This window comes from Streptomyces sp. NPDC045778 (assembly GCF_056431945.1).
In genome coordinates this window covers 228,553-247,883 of sequence record NZ_JBWKJZ010000010.1, presented here as the reverse complement: position 1 = coordinate 247,883, position 19,331 = coordinate 228,553, and the positions used below count along the sequence as shown (strand labels likewise).

At 74.1% G+C, this 19,331-nt stretch carries 10 protein-coding genes; 4 read left to right on the top strand and 6 right to left on the bottom strand.

Translation table 11 applies throughout. The features are described 5' to 3' along the window. Window positions 1–161: 161 nt before the first annotated feature. The gene (locus AC07GB_RS15695) at window positions 162–1,001 is read left to right on the top strand and encodes a DUF4097 family beta strand repeat-containing protein (RefSeq protein ID WP_478845588.1); all 840 of its coding nucleotides are present in this window, start codon (window positions 162–164) and stop codon (window positions 999–1,001) included. A 175-nt stretch (window positions 1,002–1,176) separates the two neighbouring features. Then, window positions 1,177–2,400 carry a cytochrome P450 gene (locus tag AC07GB_RS15690; protein ID WP_478845586.1) on the top strand — a complete coding sequence of 408 codons (1,224 nt, stop codon included), beginning with the start codon at window positions 1,177–1,179 and terminating at the stop codon, window positions 2,398–2,400. Here AC07GB_RS15690 and AC07GB_RS15685 read toward each other — a convergent pair. Continuing rightward, window positions 2,397–2,873, bottom strand: coding sequence for a hypothetical protein (locus AC07GB_RS15685; protein ID WP_478845584.1), 477 nt, complete (start codon window positions 2,871–2,873; stop codon window positions 2,397–2,399). The genes AC07GB_RS15690 and AC07GB_RS15685 overlap by 4 nt on opposite strands. Before the next feature lie 638 nt (window positions 2,874–3,511). On the opposite strand from AC07GB_RS15685, the gene AC07GB_RS15680 reads away from it, so the two are divergent. After that, complete coding sequence (locus tag AC07GB_RS15680) at window positions 3,512–4,483, top strand: ATP-binding cassette domain-containing protein (RefSeq protein ID WP_478845582.1); 972 nt, start codon at window positions 3,512–3,514, stop codon at window positions 4,481–4,483. Between the two features lie 49 nt (window positions 4,484–4,532). Further along, on the top strand, window positions 4,533–5,537 hold the full coding sequence (locus tag AC07GB_RS15675) for a Ppx/GppA family phosphatase (protein ID WP_478845580.1): 1,005 nt from the start codon (window positions 4,533–4,535) through the stop codon (window positions 5,535–5,537). Between the two features lie 39 nt (window positions 5,538–5,576). Here AC07GB_RS15675 and AC07GB_RS15670 read toward each other — a convergent pair whose 3' ends face one another. The 5 genes from AC07GB_RS15670 to AC07GB_RS15650 form a co-directional block, all read right to left on the bottom strand. Further along, the gene (locus AC07GB_RS15670; RefSeq protein ID WP_478845578.1) at window positions 5,577–6,764 is read right to left on the bottom strand and encodes a Rieske 2Fe-2S domain-containing protein; all 1,188 of its coding nucleotides are present in this window, start codon (window positions 6,762–6,764) and stop codon (window positions 5,577–5,579) included. A gap of 76 nt (window positions 6,765–6,840) precedes the next feature. Then, entirely contained in the window at window positions 6,841–9,582 is a 2,742-nt protein-coding gene (gene redH / locus AC07GB_RS15665) for an undecylprodigiosin ligase RedH (protein WP_478845576.1), read from the bottom strand. Next, entirely contained in the window at window positions 9,579–10,733 is a 1,155-nt protein-coding gene (locus AC07GB_RS15660) for an SAM-dependent methyltransferase (protein ID WP_478845574.1), read from the bottom strand. The genes redH and AC07GB_RS15660 overlap by 4 nt, the downstream gene beginning before the upstream one ends. Next, window positions 10,721–11,512, bottom strand: a complete 792-nt coding sequence (locus tag AC07GB_RS15655) for a thioesterase II family protein (RefSeq protein ID WP_478845572.1) — start codon at window positions 11,510–11,512, stop codon at window positions 10,721–10,723. The genes AC07GB_RS15660 and AC07GB_RS15655 overlap by 13 nt, the downstream gene beginning before the upstream one ends. 28 nt (window positions 11,513–11,540) lie before the next feature. Further along, entirely contained in the window at window positions 11,541–19,310 is a 7,770-nt protein-coding gene (locus AC07GB_RS15650; protein ID WP_478845570.1) for an aminotransferase class I/II-fold pyridoxal phosphate-dependent enzyme, read from the bottom strand. Between the last annotated feature and the right edge of the window lie 21 nt (window positions 19,311–19,331).

Genomic DNA, 19,331 nt, shown 5'->3' with positions numbered 1-19,331 from the left:
GTGCCGCTCGGGCGACGGTGCGTGCCAGTCCGTGCTTGCAGTGGCGCCAGAGTGATGCCATCATGGCGTCGCGGAGCGTGCGCCTCCTGTCGGTCACGCCACCTCCCCTCGCCGTCCCACCCGCGGGGACGCCCGGCAGAACCCATGAGGACGGGGCAGCCATGCCAGCCTTCGACACCCCCGAGCCGATCTCGGTCTCGCTCCAGCTCAACGCGGGCGTGCTGCGCCTCACCGCGGGCGCGGGCGCCCGGACGGTCGTCGAGGTGAGTCCGAGCAGCGGTTTCAGCCAGTCGGACCGCAACGCCGCCGAGCAGACCCGGGTCGAGTTCGCCCATGGCCGGCTTCTCATCAGGGCGCCCAAGCGGCGCAGCCTCTTCGGCTCCGGCGGCTCCGTCGACGTGACCGTCGAACTGCCCACGGGCTCCGACGTATCGGGTGATGCCATCGTGGCCGACCTGTACGGCCGGGGGGAACTGGGGGAGTGCGCGTTCAAGACGGAGGTCGGCAAGATTCACCTGGAGCGCGCCGGGCGCCTCCAGCTCAACACCGGATACGGCGACGTCAGGATCGGCAGCGCCACCGGCGAGGCCGACATCCGCGTCGCCTCCGGTGACATCTCCGTGGGCCGCATCGACGGCCCCCTCACCCTCAGGAACTCCAGCGGGGACTCCGACATCGAGGAAGTGACAGGGCCGCTGCGGGTGACCGTGAACCGCGGTGACATCACCATCGGCCGCGTCCACGACGCCGTCGCCGCGCGGTCCGTGACCGGCGACGTCCGTCTCGGCGAGGTGTCCTGCGGCCGCGTCGAACTCAGGGCCGCGACGGGTCAGTTGGAGATAGGGGTCAGGAGCGGCACGGCCGCCTGGCTGGACATCCACACCAAGGTCGGCCACATACGCAACTCCCTGGGCGCGTCGGACGCCCCGGAGGAGCCCGGCAAGGCGGTGGAGATACACGCCGCCACCAGCCGCGGCGACATAGTCATACGCCGAGTCTGACCCCCCCGGCCCCCACGCGCCTGCGGCATCTGTGCCTGCGGCATCCTTGGCCACGTGCCCAGGTGCCCACGTGTCCAGGCGACCACGTGCGCGGGTAATCAGTGGGTCATCCCCATACCGCGCGGTGCATGACCGTGATGCGTACTTCCGCACGACCTTGAACAGGTGATTTTTCATGATGTATCAGTCCACATGCCCTTCACCGCTCGCTGCACTCGCGGACGGGTGGGGAGCGCACCCGGCGCACTTCTGGTTGCGGGGGCAGGAACCCGCGCGGGCGGTCGAGTTCGATGAGGGACTGGGGCTGTGGAACGTGTACGGCCACCGGGAGGCCGTGGAGGTCTTTGCCGACCCGAGCCGGTACTCGTCCGACGTCGTACGTCATCTCGCGCCCGAGGTACAGGAGTACGAGCGCTGCGGCATGCTCACGCAGATGGACCCGCCCGGGCACCGCAAGCTGCGCCGGCTCGTCAGCCGTGCGTTCACGCCCCGGCTCGTGGCCGGGCTGGGGCCGAGGATCGATGCGCTCACGCATGAGTTGCTGGACCGGGTCGGGGGCGGTGGGGGGATGGACCTCGTCGCGGACCTGGCGCATCCGTTGCCGGTGATCGTCATCGCCGAGTTGCTCGGGGTGCCGAGTGAGGACCGGGAGCTGTTTTGGCAGTGGGCGGAGGAGTTGCTCGCGCGGACGGAGGTGGCGGCGGTCGGTGGCACAGCGGACAACACGGAGATGGTGGCGGCTGTCCTGGACCTGTCGGCGCGTATGAGCGCGTACTTCGGCGTGCACGCCGAGGAGCGCCGGAGGAGGCCGCAGGACGACCTGCTGACCGCGCTCGTACGGGCCGAGGTGGACGGGGAGCGGCTGAGCGGGGCGGCGATCGGGAACTTCGCGCAACTGCTGCTCGTCGCCGGGCACATCACGACGACGATACTGCTGGGCAACGCGGTGCTCTGCCTGGACGCCCACGCCGGGGCGTGGGAGCGGGTGCGGGCGGACCGGGCGCTGGTTCCCGCGGTGATCGAGGAGGCGCTGCGGCTGTTGCCGCCCTTCTCGGTCTTCTACCGGGCCACCACCCGCGCGGTGGAGCTGGGCGGGCGGCGGCTGCCCGCGGGGCAGGTCGTCGCGCTGTGGCTGGGTGCGGCGAACCGGGACGCGCGCGTCTTCGAAGACCCGCACGGTTTCCACCCGGAGCGCGACCCCAACCCGCACCTCGGCTTCGGCCGGGGCATCCACTTCTGCCTGGGGGCGCCCCTGGCCCGGTTGGAGGCGCGGATCGCCTTGGACATCCTGCTGGAGAGGTTCCCGCGGCTGCGGACCGATCCGGACCGTCCGCCGGTGTTCCAGACGACTCCGGACGTGGTGGGACCGCGGACGCTGCCGCTGCTCATGGCGCTCTAGGGGCCGGGGGCGCCAGGGTCGAGGAAGGTGGAGGCGATGTCGTCGAGGCCGGGGGTGTGCACCGTGATCGCGGTGATCTCGATGCCGGCCTCGTCGAGCACGCCCAGGACGGAACGGAGCGTGGCGACCGAGCCGTTGCCGGGCACGTGGAGGGCGAGCACCTCGTAGTCGGGCACGGCGTCGTCGAACAGGGCGGTGGCCGCGTCGAGGTCGCCTGGGGCGGTGAGCTGGAGCCGGATGTAACCGCCGGTGAGGGCCGCGCTCAGCAGGCTCAGGGGAAGCCCGGCGGGCTCGGGCGCGGCCGGGAGGGGCTCGGACGGGCGGTGGCGCCAGGCGAGGTCCTCGGCGTTCGGCGCGAGCCGGTCCGGAGGGGTGCGGCGGCCCCCGTCCGGGGTCCACCCTCCCGGTCCGCCCGCGTCCGAGGCGCCTACGAACCTGTGCCGAATATCGTCGACGTATGGCGTGAAGTTCATGATGCCATGATGGCACACCAGTGGCGCCATTCAAGGGGCGCCCTGGCGGGGGCCCAGGAGGGCTGGCCGGATCCGAGCCCTGGGGTCCGGTTCATTCGTGGCGAAGGCCCTCAAGGTGGGCGGAGTCGTGTCTGCTGGTTCGGCACCACGGCCAGGGCGCCTTGGCGCCGCCTGGGGTGGTGACGTATCCCGTGAGTGTACTTGTCGCCCCATTTGCGCTCGGGCGGGGGTGGGTGGGGGAGGGGTTGGCGCGAAAGTGGCTCCGTGTGTGCGCCAGGTGCATATGGGGTGGCGTCACAGTGGTGCCAGGGTGGGGTAATGGTGAAGGGAGGGTTCTGTGGGGTGGGTGAGAGGTGTCTGACGGGAGGGGCTGTCCTGGTGGGCGGGACATGGGAGGCCTCGGTGGCGGGATGATACGGACTGGGGCGCGGGCCTCAGGGGTTTTCCGCCGGAGCGGGGCTGGCGCCATGGTGGCTCGTGGTGGCGCCACGGTCGTAGCATGATGCCGGAATGCAACCGGCGCCCCGGGTTCCTGTTCGGCTACCGGCCGGGGCGGGTGGAGCGCGCGCCGGATCACGAGGCGGCCCGTCGCACGCGCCGGGGCCTGGAAGCAGCGAACGGAAACGAGCAGGGGCACCATGACCGCCACCATCCGAACGACCGGGGAGCCCAAGGGGATCTCCGCTCAGGGGTTGCGCAAGGCGTACGGCGAGAAGGTGGTGCTCGACGGGATCGACCTGGAGGTCATGCCCGGCACGATCTTCTCGCTGCTCGGCCCGGACGGCGCGGGCAAGACGACCACGGTACGGATCCTCTCCACCCTGGTCAGCGCCGACGGTGGCCGGGCCACGGTGGCCGGGCACTCGCTGCGGCGGGCCCCGGGCGCCGTGCGTGCCGAGATCGGCGTAACGGGTCAGTACGCGGCGGTCGACGGGCTCCTGACGGCGGAGGAGAACCTGCTCCTCATGGCGGACCTGCTGCACATCGGCCGGGCCGAGGGCAGGCGCCGTACCGCCGAACTCCTGGAGCGCTTCGAGTTGTCGGAGGTCGCGCGGAAGCGCGCGGCGTCGCTCTCCGGACGTACGCGCCGCAAGGTGCACCTGGCGATGGCGCTGGTCGGCCGCCCGAGCGTGGTGTTCCTCGACGAGCCGACGACCGGACTGGATCCGCGCGGGCGCCGCACGATGTGGAGCCTGATCCGTGACCTGGTCGCGGGTGGTACCACCGTCTTCCTGACGACGCAGTACCTGGAGGAGGCCGATCAGCTGGCCGACCGCATCGCGGTGCTCGACGGCGGGAAGATCGTCGCCGAGGGCACCGCCGAGGAACTCAAGCGCCGCATCCCGGGCGGCCACATCCGGCTGCGCTTCAGCGACATCCACCAATTGAACGCCGCCACGCACCGGCTGGCGCTCAGCACCGTGACGCGCGAGGGCGACGGGCTGACGCTCCAGGTGTCGAGCGACGGCAGGATCCCCGTCCTGCGGGCCGTACTCGACGTCCTGGAGGGCTCCGGGATCCAGGCGGAGGCGCTCACCGTGCACACCCCCGACCTGGACGACGTGTTCCTCGCCCTGACCGGCGGAGGGGGGGGGCAGCATATGCCGTGAGTGGCCGGAACGAGGGCGTGCGGCAGTTCCGACGGGGTACTGAGCGTTCATGCGAGTGAGCGTGCTGGATGTGGGGTCGCGCACCGCGCGGCTCGTGGTCGTGGACACGGGCAGCGGGGCGCCGCTGCCCGTGCACACCGCCAAGTGGAAGCTGCGGCTCGGCGAGCAGGTGGAGCCCGGCGGCCCGCTCGGCGAGGAGAGCGTGGAGAGACTGGGCAAGGCGGTGACGGCCGCGGCGGCGACCGCCGAACGGTGGGGCGCGGGCCGCCCCCTGGCCTTCGCGACCGCCGTGGTGCGGGACGCGCCGAACCGCCGCGAGGTGCTGCGGACCGTCGGCCGGCACACCGGTGTGTGGCTGCGTACGCTCCCGGGGGAACTGGAGGCCGAGCTGACGTTCCTCGGCGCCCGGCGCTGGCTGGGCTGGCGGGCCGGTCCGCTGGTGCTCATCGACATCGGCGGCGGCTCCCTCGAAGTGGCCTTCGGCCGGGGGCGCCTGCCGGACTTCGCGGTGTCCGTGCCGCTGGGCGCGCTCCGGCTCACGCACGAGTTCTTCCCCGCCGACGAACCGCCGACCGAGGCGGCCGTCAAGGCGCTGCGCCGCCGGGTGCGCCACCAGCTGCGGGACGTGGCGGCCCGGGTGCGCTGGGAGGGGCCGCACACCGCCGTGGCCACGTCGCGGACGTTCCAGCAGCTGGCCCGGCTGACCGGGGAGGCACCCGGACGGCACGGGCCGTTCGTGAGCAGGACGCTGCGCCGCTCGGGCCTGCGCCAGGCGCGTGACCGCCTCGCCCGGCTGCCCGCCGCCGAGCGGGCCCGCCTGCCCGGCATCTCGGCGCCGCGCGCCGGGCAGAGCCTGGCCGGCGCGGTGGTCGGGCACACGGCGATGAAGCTCATGGGCCTCAAGTCGGCCGCCGTGTGCCCCTGGGCGCTGCGCGAGGGCGTCCTGCTGCGCCACATCGAGGACGGCCCGCAGTGGTGGGACGACCTCGGCGAGGACGGCGAACAGGCCCCGGCCGACGTGGCCCCGCTGCGCGTGGCCGCGGTGACGCCGTGACGCCGTGACGCCGTGACGTCCTGACGCCGGCGGCCCGCGTCAGGACGCGCTCTCGCCGACACCGGCCGGGCGGGCCGCGGCCTGCTTCGGCTCGGCGGCGCGCTCGGCGGGGGACCCGTTCCCCGCGCCCGAGCCGTTGCCGTTGACCGGTGCGGCCGCCGCCGCGCCCTCCACGTCGGCCTCCGCCTCCGCGCGGGCCTCCGCGCGGGCCTCCGCCTTCAGCCGGTCCCGCATCTGCAAGTACTTCGCGTTCATCTCATCAGGCGCGATGAGCTTGTTGACGCCGCGCTCGCTGACCTTCGGCTCCTGGCGCGCCATGATGGCGTTGTCCTGCTGGTCCTGGACGTGCTTCTCCATCTGGAGCGAGGCCCTGAGAATCCACGGCCGCAGCCGCTTGATCGGCACCATCCGCTTGAGCAGCGGATACTCCCACAAGCGCATGATCGCCTGGGTGTTCTCCTCGTCGATGGGGGTGAGCCAGGTGGTGACCTCCAACAGGCCCTGGCGGACGTGGGTCATGCAGGGCGCCTGGTAGATGAGGTCGAAGTGCCAGATGTTGGAGGGGTTGCCCTCCTCGCACTGGTCGAAGGTGGAGCGGATGATCGTGCCGTCCACGTCCACGCGATGGTTCACGATCTTGTTGGCGGCGATGTAGCGCTCGCGTCCGTCGGTCCAGAGCTTGCGCCAACTGCCGTACATGAACGTGTAGTCGATGATGTTCGCCCAGTGGTCCCGGTGCACGAACGTCACGTGGTAGAACTCGAGCAGGCTCTCGATGTAGCGGGTGTAGTGGACCGGCCTGCTCCAGGTGATCGTCTCGTACGGCCTGGGGTGCTCGGCGAGTTCGTGCGGCAGCTCGATGTCCGGCAGCTTCTCGCGCTTGGCACCCCACCACAGCCACACCAGGCCGTACCGCTCGCGCACCTCGTACGTGTCGATGCGCAAGGACGCCGGGATGCGGCCCTCGGCGCCGAGGGCCGGGATGAGCCGGCAGGTGCCGCTCGTGTCGTAGCGGAAGCCGTGGTAGGGGCAGGCGATCGCGTTGCCGACGAGGCGCCCGTCGGACAGGTTCGCGCCCTTGTGCGGGCAGCGCGCCGACTGGCACACCAGCGTGCCGTCGAGGTCGCGCCAGAGCACCAGCTCCTCGCCCAGGCGCTTCACGCCCGTCGGAGCGCCGCGTTCGACGTCCTCGGTCCGCAGGATCGGATACCACTGGTTCGGGATCATCTGGTCGCCTCTCGTTGTCCTCTCCGGTTGCTCGCGGGCTCGTCGTCCGCGCGGTGCCGGCGGGCGCTCGGCCCGCTCAGCCCTCGACGATCTCGACGACCCCGGTGTCGCCGTCGACCATGACCATGTCGCCGGTGTTGATCAGTTGGGTGGCGTGCTTGGTGTTGACCACCGAGGGCACGTTGAACTCGCGGGACACGATGGAGCTGTGCGAGAGCATCGACCCGATGTCCGTGACCACGCCGCCCGCGATGGCGAACAGCGGCGTCCAGGACGCGTCGGTGTGCCGGGTCACGAGGATCTCGCCCGCCTGGAACTCGTCGGCCTGCCACACCAGGTCCTCCACGATCCGGGCCCGCCCCACGATCCGGCCCGGCGACGAGCCGAGGCCCGTCAGGCGCGCCCCGTCCTTCACCGGCCGCACCGCGCGCGTGCTGTCGTGCTCACCGACGAACGTCAGCGGCGGCTCGGGCAGGCGGTTGTGGTACTCGTGCACGCGCCGCCGCTCCTCCAGGGCCTCTCGCGAGAAGGCCTCGTGCACCGACAACTCGCCGCTCACGTACCGGCGTACGTCCTCGAAGTCCAGGTGGGCGACCTCGTCCAGGCTGTGCAGCACGCCCTCGCCGACGAGCCGCCGCCCCACCTCGTACACCACGTTCCTGACCAGCCAGATCGAGGTGATCATCGACATGCGGGTGGTCTCGCGCAGCTCGCTGCACAGCGCGTACATGGAGATCAGGCCTTCGAGCGTCTTGCGCTTCGGCAGCGGCAGCTCGCCGAGCACCTCGCGGACGTCGCCCTCCTGGCGCGCGCGGCTGCGGCCCATGATGTCGTCGGCCGTGAAGCCGTCGGCGGCGTAGCGGCGGATCATCTGGAAGAGGTACGAGGGGTCGTCGATCCAGCGCTGGTGGGTCAGCTCCATCTCCTGCCGGCCCCGGGTGCCGTTGGCGCGCAGGAACGGCTCCATGCGGGTCTCCCAGAACACCCGCCCCTCGGCGTCCGCGCGCAGCCGGTCCGCGACCTCCTCCAAGGGCGCGCCCTCGATGATCTCCATGACGCGCGGCCTGGCCTTGGCGGCCTGCGCCACGGCCCAGATCTCCTGCGCCGACGCCACCGTGCGCAGGCTCGACATATCGGTCTTGATGCGGTTCTGGAGGTTGTCGCCCGCCGCGCCGAGCCACTTCGCGCACAGCTCGGTGAGGATGCCGTAGAACCCGAACGCGTTGATGTAGTACGGCATGTAGCCGACGTGGGCGTCGTGGAAGTAGTCGAGACAGCGGGTGAGTTCGGCGTGCAGCTCGCGGCGTGACATGCGGGTCAGGTCCAGGCGCCGGGCGCGGTCGAACTCGTACAGGCGCGTGTCGGCCATCGTGCGGGCCCGGCCCTTCATCACCACCATCTCGCGCGCCGTCTCACGCAGCCAGTGCAGGCTCGACAGGAGGTCCTCCACGCCGCCGGGGAACGTCCCGAAGGGGTTGGCGTACGTCGCGAGGTCGACCTCCTCGCTGACGAAGCGGCGGGTGAAGTGCCGCTGGTCGCGCGTCGGCAGGGCCTGGCCGAGGAGGTACGCGGTGTAGGAGATGTTCAGGTACACATGGCCCTGGAAGTAGCCCATGTGCAGGCCGACGTCGCCGATGTCGCGCACGCCGAGGGCCCGCGCGCAGTCGCCGTGCACATGGTCCTGGTAGTAGCGGGCGAAGCTCAGGCCGAGCGGGGACATCAGGCCCACGAAGATTTCGCCGATGTCCATGCGCGACCACAGCGTGCCCTGCCGGACCGTGTCCGGCTGCTCCTGCCAGTGCCGCGGTAGATAGGGGCTGCGGGCGCCCGCGTCCGAGCCGGGCCGGGTCCGGGTGGTGATGGGCCGGGCCTGGAGCAGGTGCAGGGTACCCTCGCGCAGCGCCCACTCGATGTCCTGCTCGCTGCCGTAGTGCTCGCGCACCTCCAGGGCGAGCCGGGCGAGCGCGGTCAGCTGGTCGTGGGTCAGGCACGGCGCGTCCCGCTCCGCGGCGTCCACCTTCGTCACGCCGATGCGGCCGGGCGCGAGCGGGGCGCACTTGGTGACCTTGTAGCGCACCCGCTCCTCCACGACGTCCAGGGTGCGGTCGTCCACGACGAAGAAGTCGCTGGAGACCCGCCCGGACACCAGGCCCTCGCCGAGCCCGCAACAGGCCTCCACCACCAGGCGGTGGGGCCTGCCGCCGATCGGGTCGACGGTGAACAGGACGCCGCTGACGTCCGCGTTCACCATTTCCTGGACGACCACGGCGATCGAGCCGACCGGGCCTGGACCCGAGCGGTAGGCCGCCGCGCGGTCCGACCACAGCGAGGCCCAGCAGACCTTGACGGCGTCGAGCAGCGCCGCGTCGCCCGCCACGTCGAGGACCGTGTCGTGCTGGCCCGCGAAGGACCGCGTGGCGGAGTCCTCGCGCACCGCCGACGAGCGCACCGCGACGCGCGGGCGGCCCAGGTCCTCGTACGCGGCGACGACGGTGCGCGCGAGGGGCTCCGGGAGGTCGCGCCCGAGCACCAGCTCCCGCAGGGCGGAGGGCGCCTCGCCCCTGGCCTCGGCCGCGCGCAGCTCGGCGCCGAGGCCGCTCTCGCGCAGGAACAGGTCGAACAGGCCGGTGGTGAGGCAGAACGCGGGCGGCACGGGCAGGCCCGCCCGGGTCAGCTCGTCGAGCCGGGCGCCCTTGCCGCCGAGGGCCTCGGCGGGCACGGTGTGCGGGCCCCCGATGACGGCGACGAGGCCGGGGGCCGCGCCCTGGGCCGGCGTTGCCGACGCCTCTGTCGCTTCCTTCGTGGCCTTCGTGGTCATGACGCGGCCTCCTCGGCGGTCTGCGGGAGCGGGGCGGGGGAGGCCGGGCGGGAACCGTCGGACCCGGCACGCGCGTTGACCCCGGTGAACAGGCGGAACGGCTGACCGGGCAGCAGGCCCGTGGCCCGCACGTCGGCGAACCCGGCGGCGCGCAGCTGGCCGAGCAGCTCGTCCTCGTACGGCAGCGGCCCGCCGAACGACGCGTACTCGAACCACAGGTTGAGCACCTCGATGCCGAGCGTGCGGCCGCCCCGGCAGGACGAGGTGAGCAGCAGCGTGCCGCCCGGGGCGAGGAAGGAGCGGACCCGGGCGAGGACAGCGGCGCGTTCCTCGGGCGGGAAGTAGTAGATGTTGTTGTGCAGGGTCACCACGTCGAACTGCGGCTGGAGGTCCAGGGTGCGCACGTCGCCCTGGCGGGTCTCGACGCGGTCGGCGAGGCCCCACTGCGCGATGTTCTTCGCGGCCCGCTCGGCCACCTCGCCCTGGAGGTCCACGGCGAGCGCGGTCAGGCGCGGGTTGAGCCCGGCGGCGTGGCGGACGTACGCGCCGCTGCCGCAGCCGACCTCCAGCAGGCGCACCGGCGTGGTGCGCGGCAGCGTGCGGTCGATGGCCTCCTCGACGAAGCCGCGCACCACGAGCGAGGAGCGGGCGATGACCGGCCCTTCCTGGTCGGACAGGGTGAAGCGGTCGCCGCCGGCGAGCATGCGCGGGGCGTCGCGCAGGGCGGGCACGTGGAAGCGCGTCAGCTCTTCGAGGGCCGCCGCCACCGGGTCGTTGGCGACCCGTGCGAGGGCCTTGGCGGTGCGGCTGCGCAGGCGGTAGCAGCCCTCCTTGTGGCGCAGCTCGCCGAGGCGCACGCCGATCTCCAGCCAGGCGCGCAGCCGCCGCCGGTCCTCGGGCCCGGTGCCGCAGCCGATCCGCTCGGCGAGGCTCTCCAGGTCGCAGGGGCGCACGGCCAGGCACTGGAGCACGCCCGAGCCCGTGGCCGCCGCGAGGAACGACGCCCGGTACAGCGGTGTGAACAGCGTGCGGTCGAGCACGAGCAGCAGCGGCAGGCGCGGGTCCGCGATGATCCGCGCCGCCGCGAGCGCGTCCGTGAAGGGCTCCCGCGCCCGGTCCTTGACGGCCCTGGCCAGGCTCAGTGGGTCCATGAGGGTTCCTTCTCCTCGGTGGTGCGGGTGAGTTCGGAGCGCAGGTCGCGCAGGAGGGGCTCGCGGGCGGGGCCGTTGAGGAAGAAGTGGCCGCCCGCCACGTGGCGGCGCAGCAGCGAGGCGCCGGTGTACGGGCGCCACGCCTCGACCTGCGCGACGGGCGCGAGGGGGTCACCCGCGGCGGAGTACGCGGTCATCGGGCAGTCCAGGGGGCGGCGCGGCCGCCACCGGTAGCGCTCGCAGGCCGTGAGGTCGGCGCGCAGGACCGGGAGCCTGCGCTCCAGATAGGCGCCCGCGACCCGGTCCCCGGGCGCGAGGGCGCCCAGGTCGTGGACGAGGCGGCGCAGCTCCTCGTCGCCGAGGGTGTGGTCGGCGCGGTCGGCGTACAGGTGCGGGGCCCGGCTGCCGGACACGAACAGGTGGCGCGGCCCGGGCGCGCCGCGCTCGCGCAGCGCGCACGCCACCTCGTAGGCGACGAGGGCGCCCATGCTGTGCCCGAACAGGGCGTAGTCGTCGGCGAGGCCGGCCGCGAGCAGCGCGTCCGTCACGGCGGACACCAGCGCGTCCAGGTCCGTGTACGGCGGCTCGGCCAGGCGCGGGCCGCGCCCGGGCGGCTGCACCGGCACCACCGGAACGCCCAGGCGCGCAGGCCAGTCGCGGTACACGGAGGCCGTGCCGCCCGCGTACGGGAAGCAGATCAGGCGCGGCGCCCCCTTGGCGGGGCCGGGCCCGGGGAACCAGGCGCGGGCCGCGGGCCGCTGCCGCTCGGTCAGATGCACGGGACGGGGTCCTCTCGCGGGGCGGTGGTCAGCGGGTGACGTGGGCGCGGCCCTCGGGCGAGTCGAGCCAGTCGAGCGTGCGCCGCACGCCCTCCTCGAAGCCCACCTCGCTCTTGAAGCCGAAGTCGTCGCGGGCACGGTCGACGGCGTACGACTGGTCGCGGTCGAACAGGTGCACCGCGTGCCGGGTGAGCACCGGCCGCGACTTCAGGCGCAGCGCCCCGTACACCCCTTCGGAGAGGGCCGCGACGCCGCGCGCCACCGGCGCGGGCAGGCTCAGCGCGGGCGGCTTGACGCCGAGGCCGCGGGCGAGCGCCTCGATGTAGGCGCGCCACGTCGTGCGGTCGGGGTCGCGCAGGTTGTACGTCCGCCCCGCGGCGGCCTCCGCGGCGCAGGCGGCGATCATCGCGTCGGCGGCGTTGCTCACGTACAGCAGGCCCGCCGGGACGTCGCCGCCGCGGATGTAGACCATCTGGCGGCTCAGGAGCAGCGTGGCGATCTCGACGACGAAGTCCTTGCTGCGCGGCCCGTACACGCTGACCGGCCGCACCACGGTCAGCGGCAGCAGGGCGCGCGCCGCGGCCTCGCGCACCGCCTGTTCGCCGAGGAGCTTGCTGCGGTTGTACGGCAGGCCGATGTCGCGCGGCGGTGTGCTCTCGTCGCAGGGCCTGACCGGGTAGCCGTACACGTCGGTGGTGCTGACGTGCAGGAACCGCTCGACGGTGCCCGCGTGCGCGGCGGCCTCGACGAGGGCGCGGCTGCCGTCGACGTTGACCTGCTGGAAGTGTGCCCAGGGCCCCCAGTCGGCGGAGAGGCCCGTGCAGTTGTAGACGTGGCGGACCCCGGCGGCCGCGCGGCGCAGGCTGTCCGGGTCGGTGAGGTCGCCGGTCACCACCTCGATCGCGTCGGCGTCCACGCCGGCGAGCCCGGAGCGGTCGCTGCCCTCGCGGACGAGCGCCCGGACCCGGTGGCCGCGCTCGGTGAGGCGGCGCGTGAGGTGCCCGCCGATGAAGCCGCCCGCCCCGGCCACGAGCACGTCGGGCGGCGCGGCGGGGCCTGGTGCGGCCAGGCCCCCGGCACGGGGGGACGCCGCCGGAGAGGCCGGCTTGGACGACGTCCCCGATGCCGCTCCCGCACCGGGGCGGGAGGTCTCCGGGGTGTGCTGCTGCTCTGCCATGGCTCGTCCCAACAGGTCGAGGGCGCGGTCGAGGTCGTCCCGGGTGTGGTCGGCGTTGATGAAGAAGCGCAGGCGGCACGCGTCGCGCGGGACGGCCGGATGGCCGATGGGCATCACGTTCACACCCAGGCGGAGCAGCGCGTTCGAGAGCGCCATGGTCTCCTCCCAGCCGCCGATGACGACCGGCACCACCGCCGACGCCCGGGAGACGCCGATGTCGAGGCCGCGGGCGCGTGCCGCGTCCCGGAAGTGCTCGGCGAGGTCGCGGAGGCGGGCCACGCGCTCCGGCTCGGCCCGGATGACGCGGATCGCCTCCAGGGCGGCGGCCGTACTCGCGGGGGTGATGCCGGTGCTGAAGATGTGCAGCGGGGCCGTGAACTTCAGGTACTCCACGAGCGGGTGCCGCGCCGCCACATAGCCGCCGAGGCTGCCGATGGCCTTGCTGAGCGTGCCCATCCACAGGTCGACGTCGGCGCGGTCCACGCCGAAGTACTCGCCGATGCCCCGGCCGGTGCGGCCGAGCACGCCGATCGAGTGGGCCTCGTCGACCATGAGCAGGGCGCCGTGCCGCCGCTTGACGTCGATGAACTTCGGCAGGTCGGGCAGGTCGCCGTCCTGGCTGTAGGCGCCTTCGATCAGGACGAGGGCGCGCCGGGCACGGCCGCGCGCCGCGGTGAGCGCGCGGTCCAGGGCCCGCCAGTCGTTGTGCGGGAAGGGCCTGCGGCGCGCGCCGGACAGGACGCTGCCGCGCACCGCGCTGTCGTGGATCCACTCGTCGTGCAGGATCAGGTCGTCGGGGCCGAGGAGGTGCCCGATGGTCGCCACGTTCGTGGCGTGCCCGCCCGCGAAGACGACGGCGGCCTCGGTGCCGAGGAACGAGGCGATCTCGGCGTCGAGCGCGTGGTGCAGCGGGGTCTCGCCGAACAGCAGCGGCGTCGCCGAGCACGACGTGCCGTAGCGGTCGACGGCGGCCTTGGCGGCGTCGCGGACCCGGGGGTGGGAGGACAGCGCGAGGTAGTTGAACGAGGAGAAGTTCAGGACGGACTCGCCGTTCACGCGCGCCCGGGCGCCGTTGTACCCCTCGTGCGTACGTCCGTACGGGTTCGCCCCGTCGGCCGTCGCCTGCCGCAGCCTGGCTTGCAGCTCGGCGTACTCGGGCCACTCCTCGAAGACGCGCTCCTGGGGGACGGGCCCGGGAGCGAGCCGCGGCGCGGGGCCCTCCACGGGCACGGGGTCCGCAACCGGCACAGGGCCTTCGGTCCGCTCGGCCTCCTGGGCCGCCGTGCTGTCCGGCGCGGGCCCGGCCGCGCCGACGAACCGCACCAGTTGCTCCACCGTCGGGTCCTCGGGCAGCTGTTCACGGTGCCCGTTCAGCTGGTGGGGGAAGGACCGCGCCAGCGCGCGCTCCAGCTCCGTACGCATCAGCGAGTCGAAGCCCAGGTCGGCGGTGAGCCGGGCCTCTTGGGGGATCTGCTCGACGGCGTACCCGCAGACGCGGGCGACCTGCGCCACCACGTCGTGCCCGGCCGTCGGGGCCGTGTCCGCCTCTTGGCGGGGTACGGCGACGGGGCGCGACTCCGCTTCGGCTGCCGTCGGCGTCCTGGCCCCGGGCGGCGTGAACCAGTACGGCTCCCGCTCCAGGACCGCGTGCGGCACCGGCACCCGGGGTCCGCGGTAGCCCTCGTCGAGTGCCGCCCAGTCCACCGCGGCGCCCGCGCAGTGCAGCCGGCCCAGGGACTGGAGCAGGGTCTCCCAGTCACCGGCGCCCGCCGCCGCACCGGAGGCGGGGCGGCGCAGCGACGGCAGCCACAGTGGCGCGCGCCCGGTGTCCGGCGGCGCCGTCGCGCGGGCCAGGCCCAGGAGCGTCGGATGCGGGCCGACCTCCACGAAGGCGGTGCAGCCGATGCGGCGCAGCGCGCCACAGCCGTCGGCGAACCGCACGGTGCCCAGGAGGTGGTCCACCAGGGCGTCGGCGTCGACGCGCCCCACGCTCTCGCCGGTGGCGTCCGACACCCAGGGGATGACGGGCTCGGCGAACCGCACCGGCCGCGCCGCCGCCCGCAACGGCTCGGCGGCACCCGCCATCAGCGGCGAGTGGAAGGCGTGCGACACGGAGAGGGGTTTGACCGTGACCGACCGCTCGCGCAGCGCGGCGCCCGCCCGTTCGATCTGCTCGCGGTCGCCGGACAGGACGAGATGGGTGGGGGAGTTGACGGCGGCCACCGCCACGGAGTCCAGGCCTTCGGCCACCGACCGCACCGTGTCGGCGTCCCCGACGCAGGCGATCATCGCGCCGTCGCCCGGCTGCTCGGCCATCAGGCGTCCGCGCGTCGCGGCGAGGGTGAGGGCGTCGTCGAAGGAGAGCGCGCCGGACACGCACGCGGCGGCGTACGCGCCGACGCTGTGTCCGAGGACCGCGGCGGGCCGCACCCCGAGCGACATCCACAGCTCGGCGAGCGCCACCTCCAGGGCCACCAGGGCGGGCTGGCAGCACCGCGTTGACCGCAGCCGTCCCGCCGCGCCCTCGGCGGCGCTGAACAGCAACTCCTGGAGCGGCACGCCCAGTTCGGGCCGCAGCACGCGGTCCGCGCGGTCGATGGCGCGGGCGAACGACGCGTGCGTGTCGTACAGGCCCTTGCCCATGCCCGGGTACTGTGTGCCCTGGCCGGTGAACAGGAACGCGACCTTGGGCGCCGGGCCGTGCGGGGCCGTCCCGCGCACCACCGACCGGGCCGCTTCGCCGCGCGCCAGGGCGTCGAGGCCGGAGTCGAGGTCCGCCGCGGAGCCGCCGATGACGACCGCGCGGTGCGCGAGCCGCGCGCGGCCGGTGTGCGCCGCCCGGCACAGGTCGCCCACCGGCGTGCCGGAGTGGGCGGCGAGATGCGTGCGCCACTCCCGGGCCAGTGCCGTGAGCGCGGTCGGCGTATGGCCGGACAGGCACAGGGCGTGCACCGGCCGCTCGGGCGGCGCCTCCCGCGCGGCGGGGGCGGGCTCGGGCGGCGACTCCAGGACCACGTGCGCGTTCGCGCCGCCGAAGCCGAAGGAGCTGACCGCGGCCCGCACCGGCCCCCGCGCCGGGAGCGGCGTCCGGCGCGTCGGCACGTGCAGCCCCGCGCCCTCCCGGTCCAGGTGCCGGTTGGGGGTCCGCAGGTGCAGGGTCGGCGGCACCTCGCGGTCACGCACCACCAGTGCCGCCTTGATCAGGCCCGCGATGCCCGCGGCCGCCTCCAGGTGCCCGATGTTCGTCTTCACCGAGCCGACCAGGCAGCGCGCGCCGTCCGGGCGGCCCATGCCGTACGCGCCCGCGAGCCCCTCCCACTCCACGGGGTCGCCGAGCGGCGTGCCGGTGCCGTGCGCCTCGACGTAGTCGACCTCCTTGCCGCTCAGGCCGGCGCGGGCCAGGGCCTGTTCGATCACCGCGCGCTGCGCGGAGCCCTTGGGCGCGGTCAGGCCGTTGGCGCGGCCGCCGTGCCCGGTCGCCGAGCCCTTGATCACCGCGTGCACCCGGTCGCCGTCGGCGAGCGCGGCGGACAGCGGCTTGAGCAGCACCAGGCCCGCGCCCTCGCCGCGTACGTAGCCGTCCGCCGCGTCGTCGAAGGTGCGGCAGCGGCCGTCGGCGGAGAGCATGCCGCCGTCCGCGAACGCCACCGAGAGGCCGGGCGTGAGCATCAGGTTCACGCCGCCCGCGAGCGCCTGGGAGCACTCGCCCCGGCGCAGGCTGTCGCACGCCAGGTGCACCGCCGTCAGGGACGACGAGCACGCGGTGTCCAGGGCGATGCTCGGGCCGCGCAGATCGAGGACGTACGACAGGCGGTTGGCGGCGACGGAGTGCGCGTTGCCGGTGGCGCCGTGCACGTCGACGGTGTCCAGGCGGCCCATCTGGAGTTCGCTGTAGTCGTGGCTGCTGATGCCCGCGAACACGCCGGTGGAGCTGCCCGCAAGGGATGTCGGGTCCAGGCCCGCGTCCTCCAGGGTCTGCCACGCCACTTCGAGCAGGAGCCGCTGCTGGGGGTCCATGCGGACCGTCTCGCGCGCCGACAGGCCGAAGAAGCGGGCGTCGAACTCCGCCACGCCGTCCAGGAACCCGCCGAAGCCCGGCGCGGCGACCCGTTCGGCGTCCCAGCGGTCCCGCGGCACCTCGGTGACCGCGTCCCTGCCGTCGCGCAGGAGCCGCCCGAAGCTGCCCGGGTCCGGCGCGCCGGGGAAGCGGCAGCCGATGCCGACGACGGCGACGGGCTCGGGCGCCGCCCGGTCCTCGGGCCCGCCCCCGTCGCCCGTGGCCGTGGCCCGGGCGGTCGCCAGGTGCGCCGCGATCGCGCGGATCGTCGGGTGGTCGAAGACGACGGACGCGGGGATCTCCCGGCCGGTGCGCGCGCCGAGGTCGGCGAGGACGGCCACGGCCTGCCGGGAGTCAAGGCCCAGCGAGGCGAGGGGCCTCGTGGGGTCCACGGCGGTGGCGGCGAGGCCGAGGCGCTCGGCGACCCGCGCGGTCAGCCACGCCTCGACCGCGTCGGGCGCCCAGGCCTCGTCCGGGCGCGCCGCGTCCGCGAGCAGCTCGACGAGCGTGCCGACCCGAGGCCGGGCCAGCAACTCCCCGACGGGCAGCACGGTGTCGTACCGCGCCTCCAGGGCCCGTACGACGTCGTGGAGTCCGGCGTAGTCAAGGCCCATCTCCGCGAACTCGCGCTCCAGGGCACTGGACGTGTCCTCGACGTGGTCGTGCAGGACCTCCAGGATGTGCTGGACCGTCTGCCGCCCGCGGGTCCGTGGTGGCTGGTCGCGCGGTTCCCCGCGCCCCTTCGGGCGCGTGTCGCGCGCCACGCTCGCGGCCACGACCTTCAGGCCGAGCCCGATGAAGTCCCGCCGGCACGCCTGCCGCTGGATCTTCCCGCTGGTGGTCTTGGGCACGGTCGACCGCTTGAGCAGCAGCACCGCGTGCGGCGTGACCTCGTGCTCCTCCGCGACGGCGGCGCGCAGCCGGGCGAGGAGTGCCGGAGCGTCCTCGGCGCGCCTGCCCTCGATCTCGTACGCGACCACGAGCTGCTCGGCGCCGTCGACCTCCACGCCGAACGCGGCGCCGCAGCCCGCGCGGATCGCCGGGTCGGCCCGCTCCACGGTGCGCTCGACGTCGTGCGGGTAGTGGTTGCGGCCCTGCACGATGACGACGTCCTTGGAGCGCCCCACCACGTGCAGCTGCCCCGCGCGCGTGAAGCCGAGGTCGCCGGTGCGCAGGTACGGCGTGTCGCCCTCCCCTGTGAGGCGCGCCCGGAACGTCTCCTCGGTCGCGTCCGGGCGCCGCCAGTAGCCCCGCGCCACGCTGCCGCCCGCGATCCACACCTCGCCGACGGTGCCCTCCGTGGTGATCCGGCGCCGCGTCGCGCCGTCCACGACCGCCACGTCCAGGCCGTCGACCGCGGGGCCGCACCCCACGACGCGGGTGACGCGGCCACCGCTCGCCGGGGCGGCGGTGCCCGCGCCGAGCGCCGTCGCGTCGAACGCGCCGACCTCGGGCGGCTCGTGGGCGCGCACGCCGGTCACCATCAAGGTGGCCTCGGCGAGCCCGTAGCAGGGCAGCAGCGCGGCGCGCCGGAACCCGCACGGCGCGAACCGCTCGACGAAGCGGTCGAGGGTGTCGGCGCGCACCGGCTCCGCGCCGTTCAGGGCCAGGCGCCAGTGGCTCAGGTCGAGCCCGGCACGCTCCTCGTCGGTGATCCTGCGCACGCACGCCTCGAAGCCGAAGTTGGGCGCCACGCTGGTGGAGGCCCGCGTCTCGGAGAGCGTCCGCAGCCACAACAGGGGCTTGCGCACGAAGGACATCGGCGCCATCAGGTGCGCGGGGAAGCCGCCGTACAGCGGCGACAGGATGCCGCCGATCAGACCCATGTCGTGGTAGGGCGGCAGCCACGACACCATGGCCGAATCGTCGTCGTCGGCGTACTCGTCGTGCTCCAGCCTGCGGTGGATGGCGCCGAGGTTGTGCAGCAGATTGCCGTGGCCGACCATCACGCCCTTGGGCGCGGACGTCGACCCGGAGGTGTACTGGAGGAACGCCAGCGCGTCGGGGGCGTACAGGTCGGGCTCGCGCCAGTCGTCGGCGCCGGGCGCCTGACCCGGGAGCGCCTGCGGCCCGCCCGTGGCCAGCCAGCGCAGGCCGCCGAGCCCGAGCGCGGCCAGGTCGGCCTTGCGCTCGTCCGCGAGGCGCGCGAGATCGTCCGTGGTCAGCGCGTGTGTCGCCCGCGCGTCCCGGGCGATGGCGGTGAGCCGCGCCGTGGTCGGGGCGAAGCGGCGCGTGTCGGGGGGGTAGGCGGGCACGGCGAGGGCCCCCGCGTACAGACAGCCGAGGAACCCCGCGAGGTAGCCGAGGCCGGGCGGGTGGAGCAGCAGCACCGGCGCGCCCGTGAGGCCCTCGGCCTGGAGCAGGGCGGCGACGCGCCGGGCGTGCAGGTCGAGTTCGCGGTACGTCCACGCCGGCGCGGCGCCGGTGGCGTCGGCGCCCCCGACGAAGCGGTAGGCGAGCGCGTCCGGCCGCTGGGCGGCGTGCTCGCGCACCAGCTCCACCAGGTGCCGGGGGGCCCGCGACGCGCGGCCGTGCCGGGGGATCTCGGTCGGGCCTTGGGTCATGTACGTCTCCGTCGGATGCCG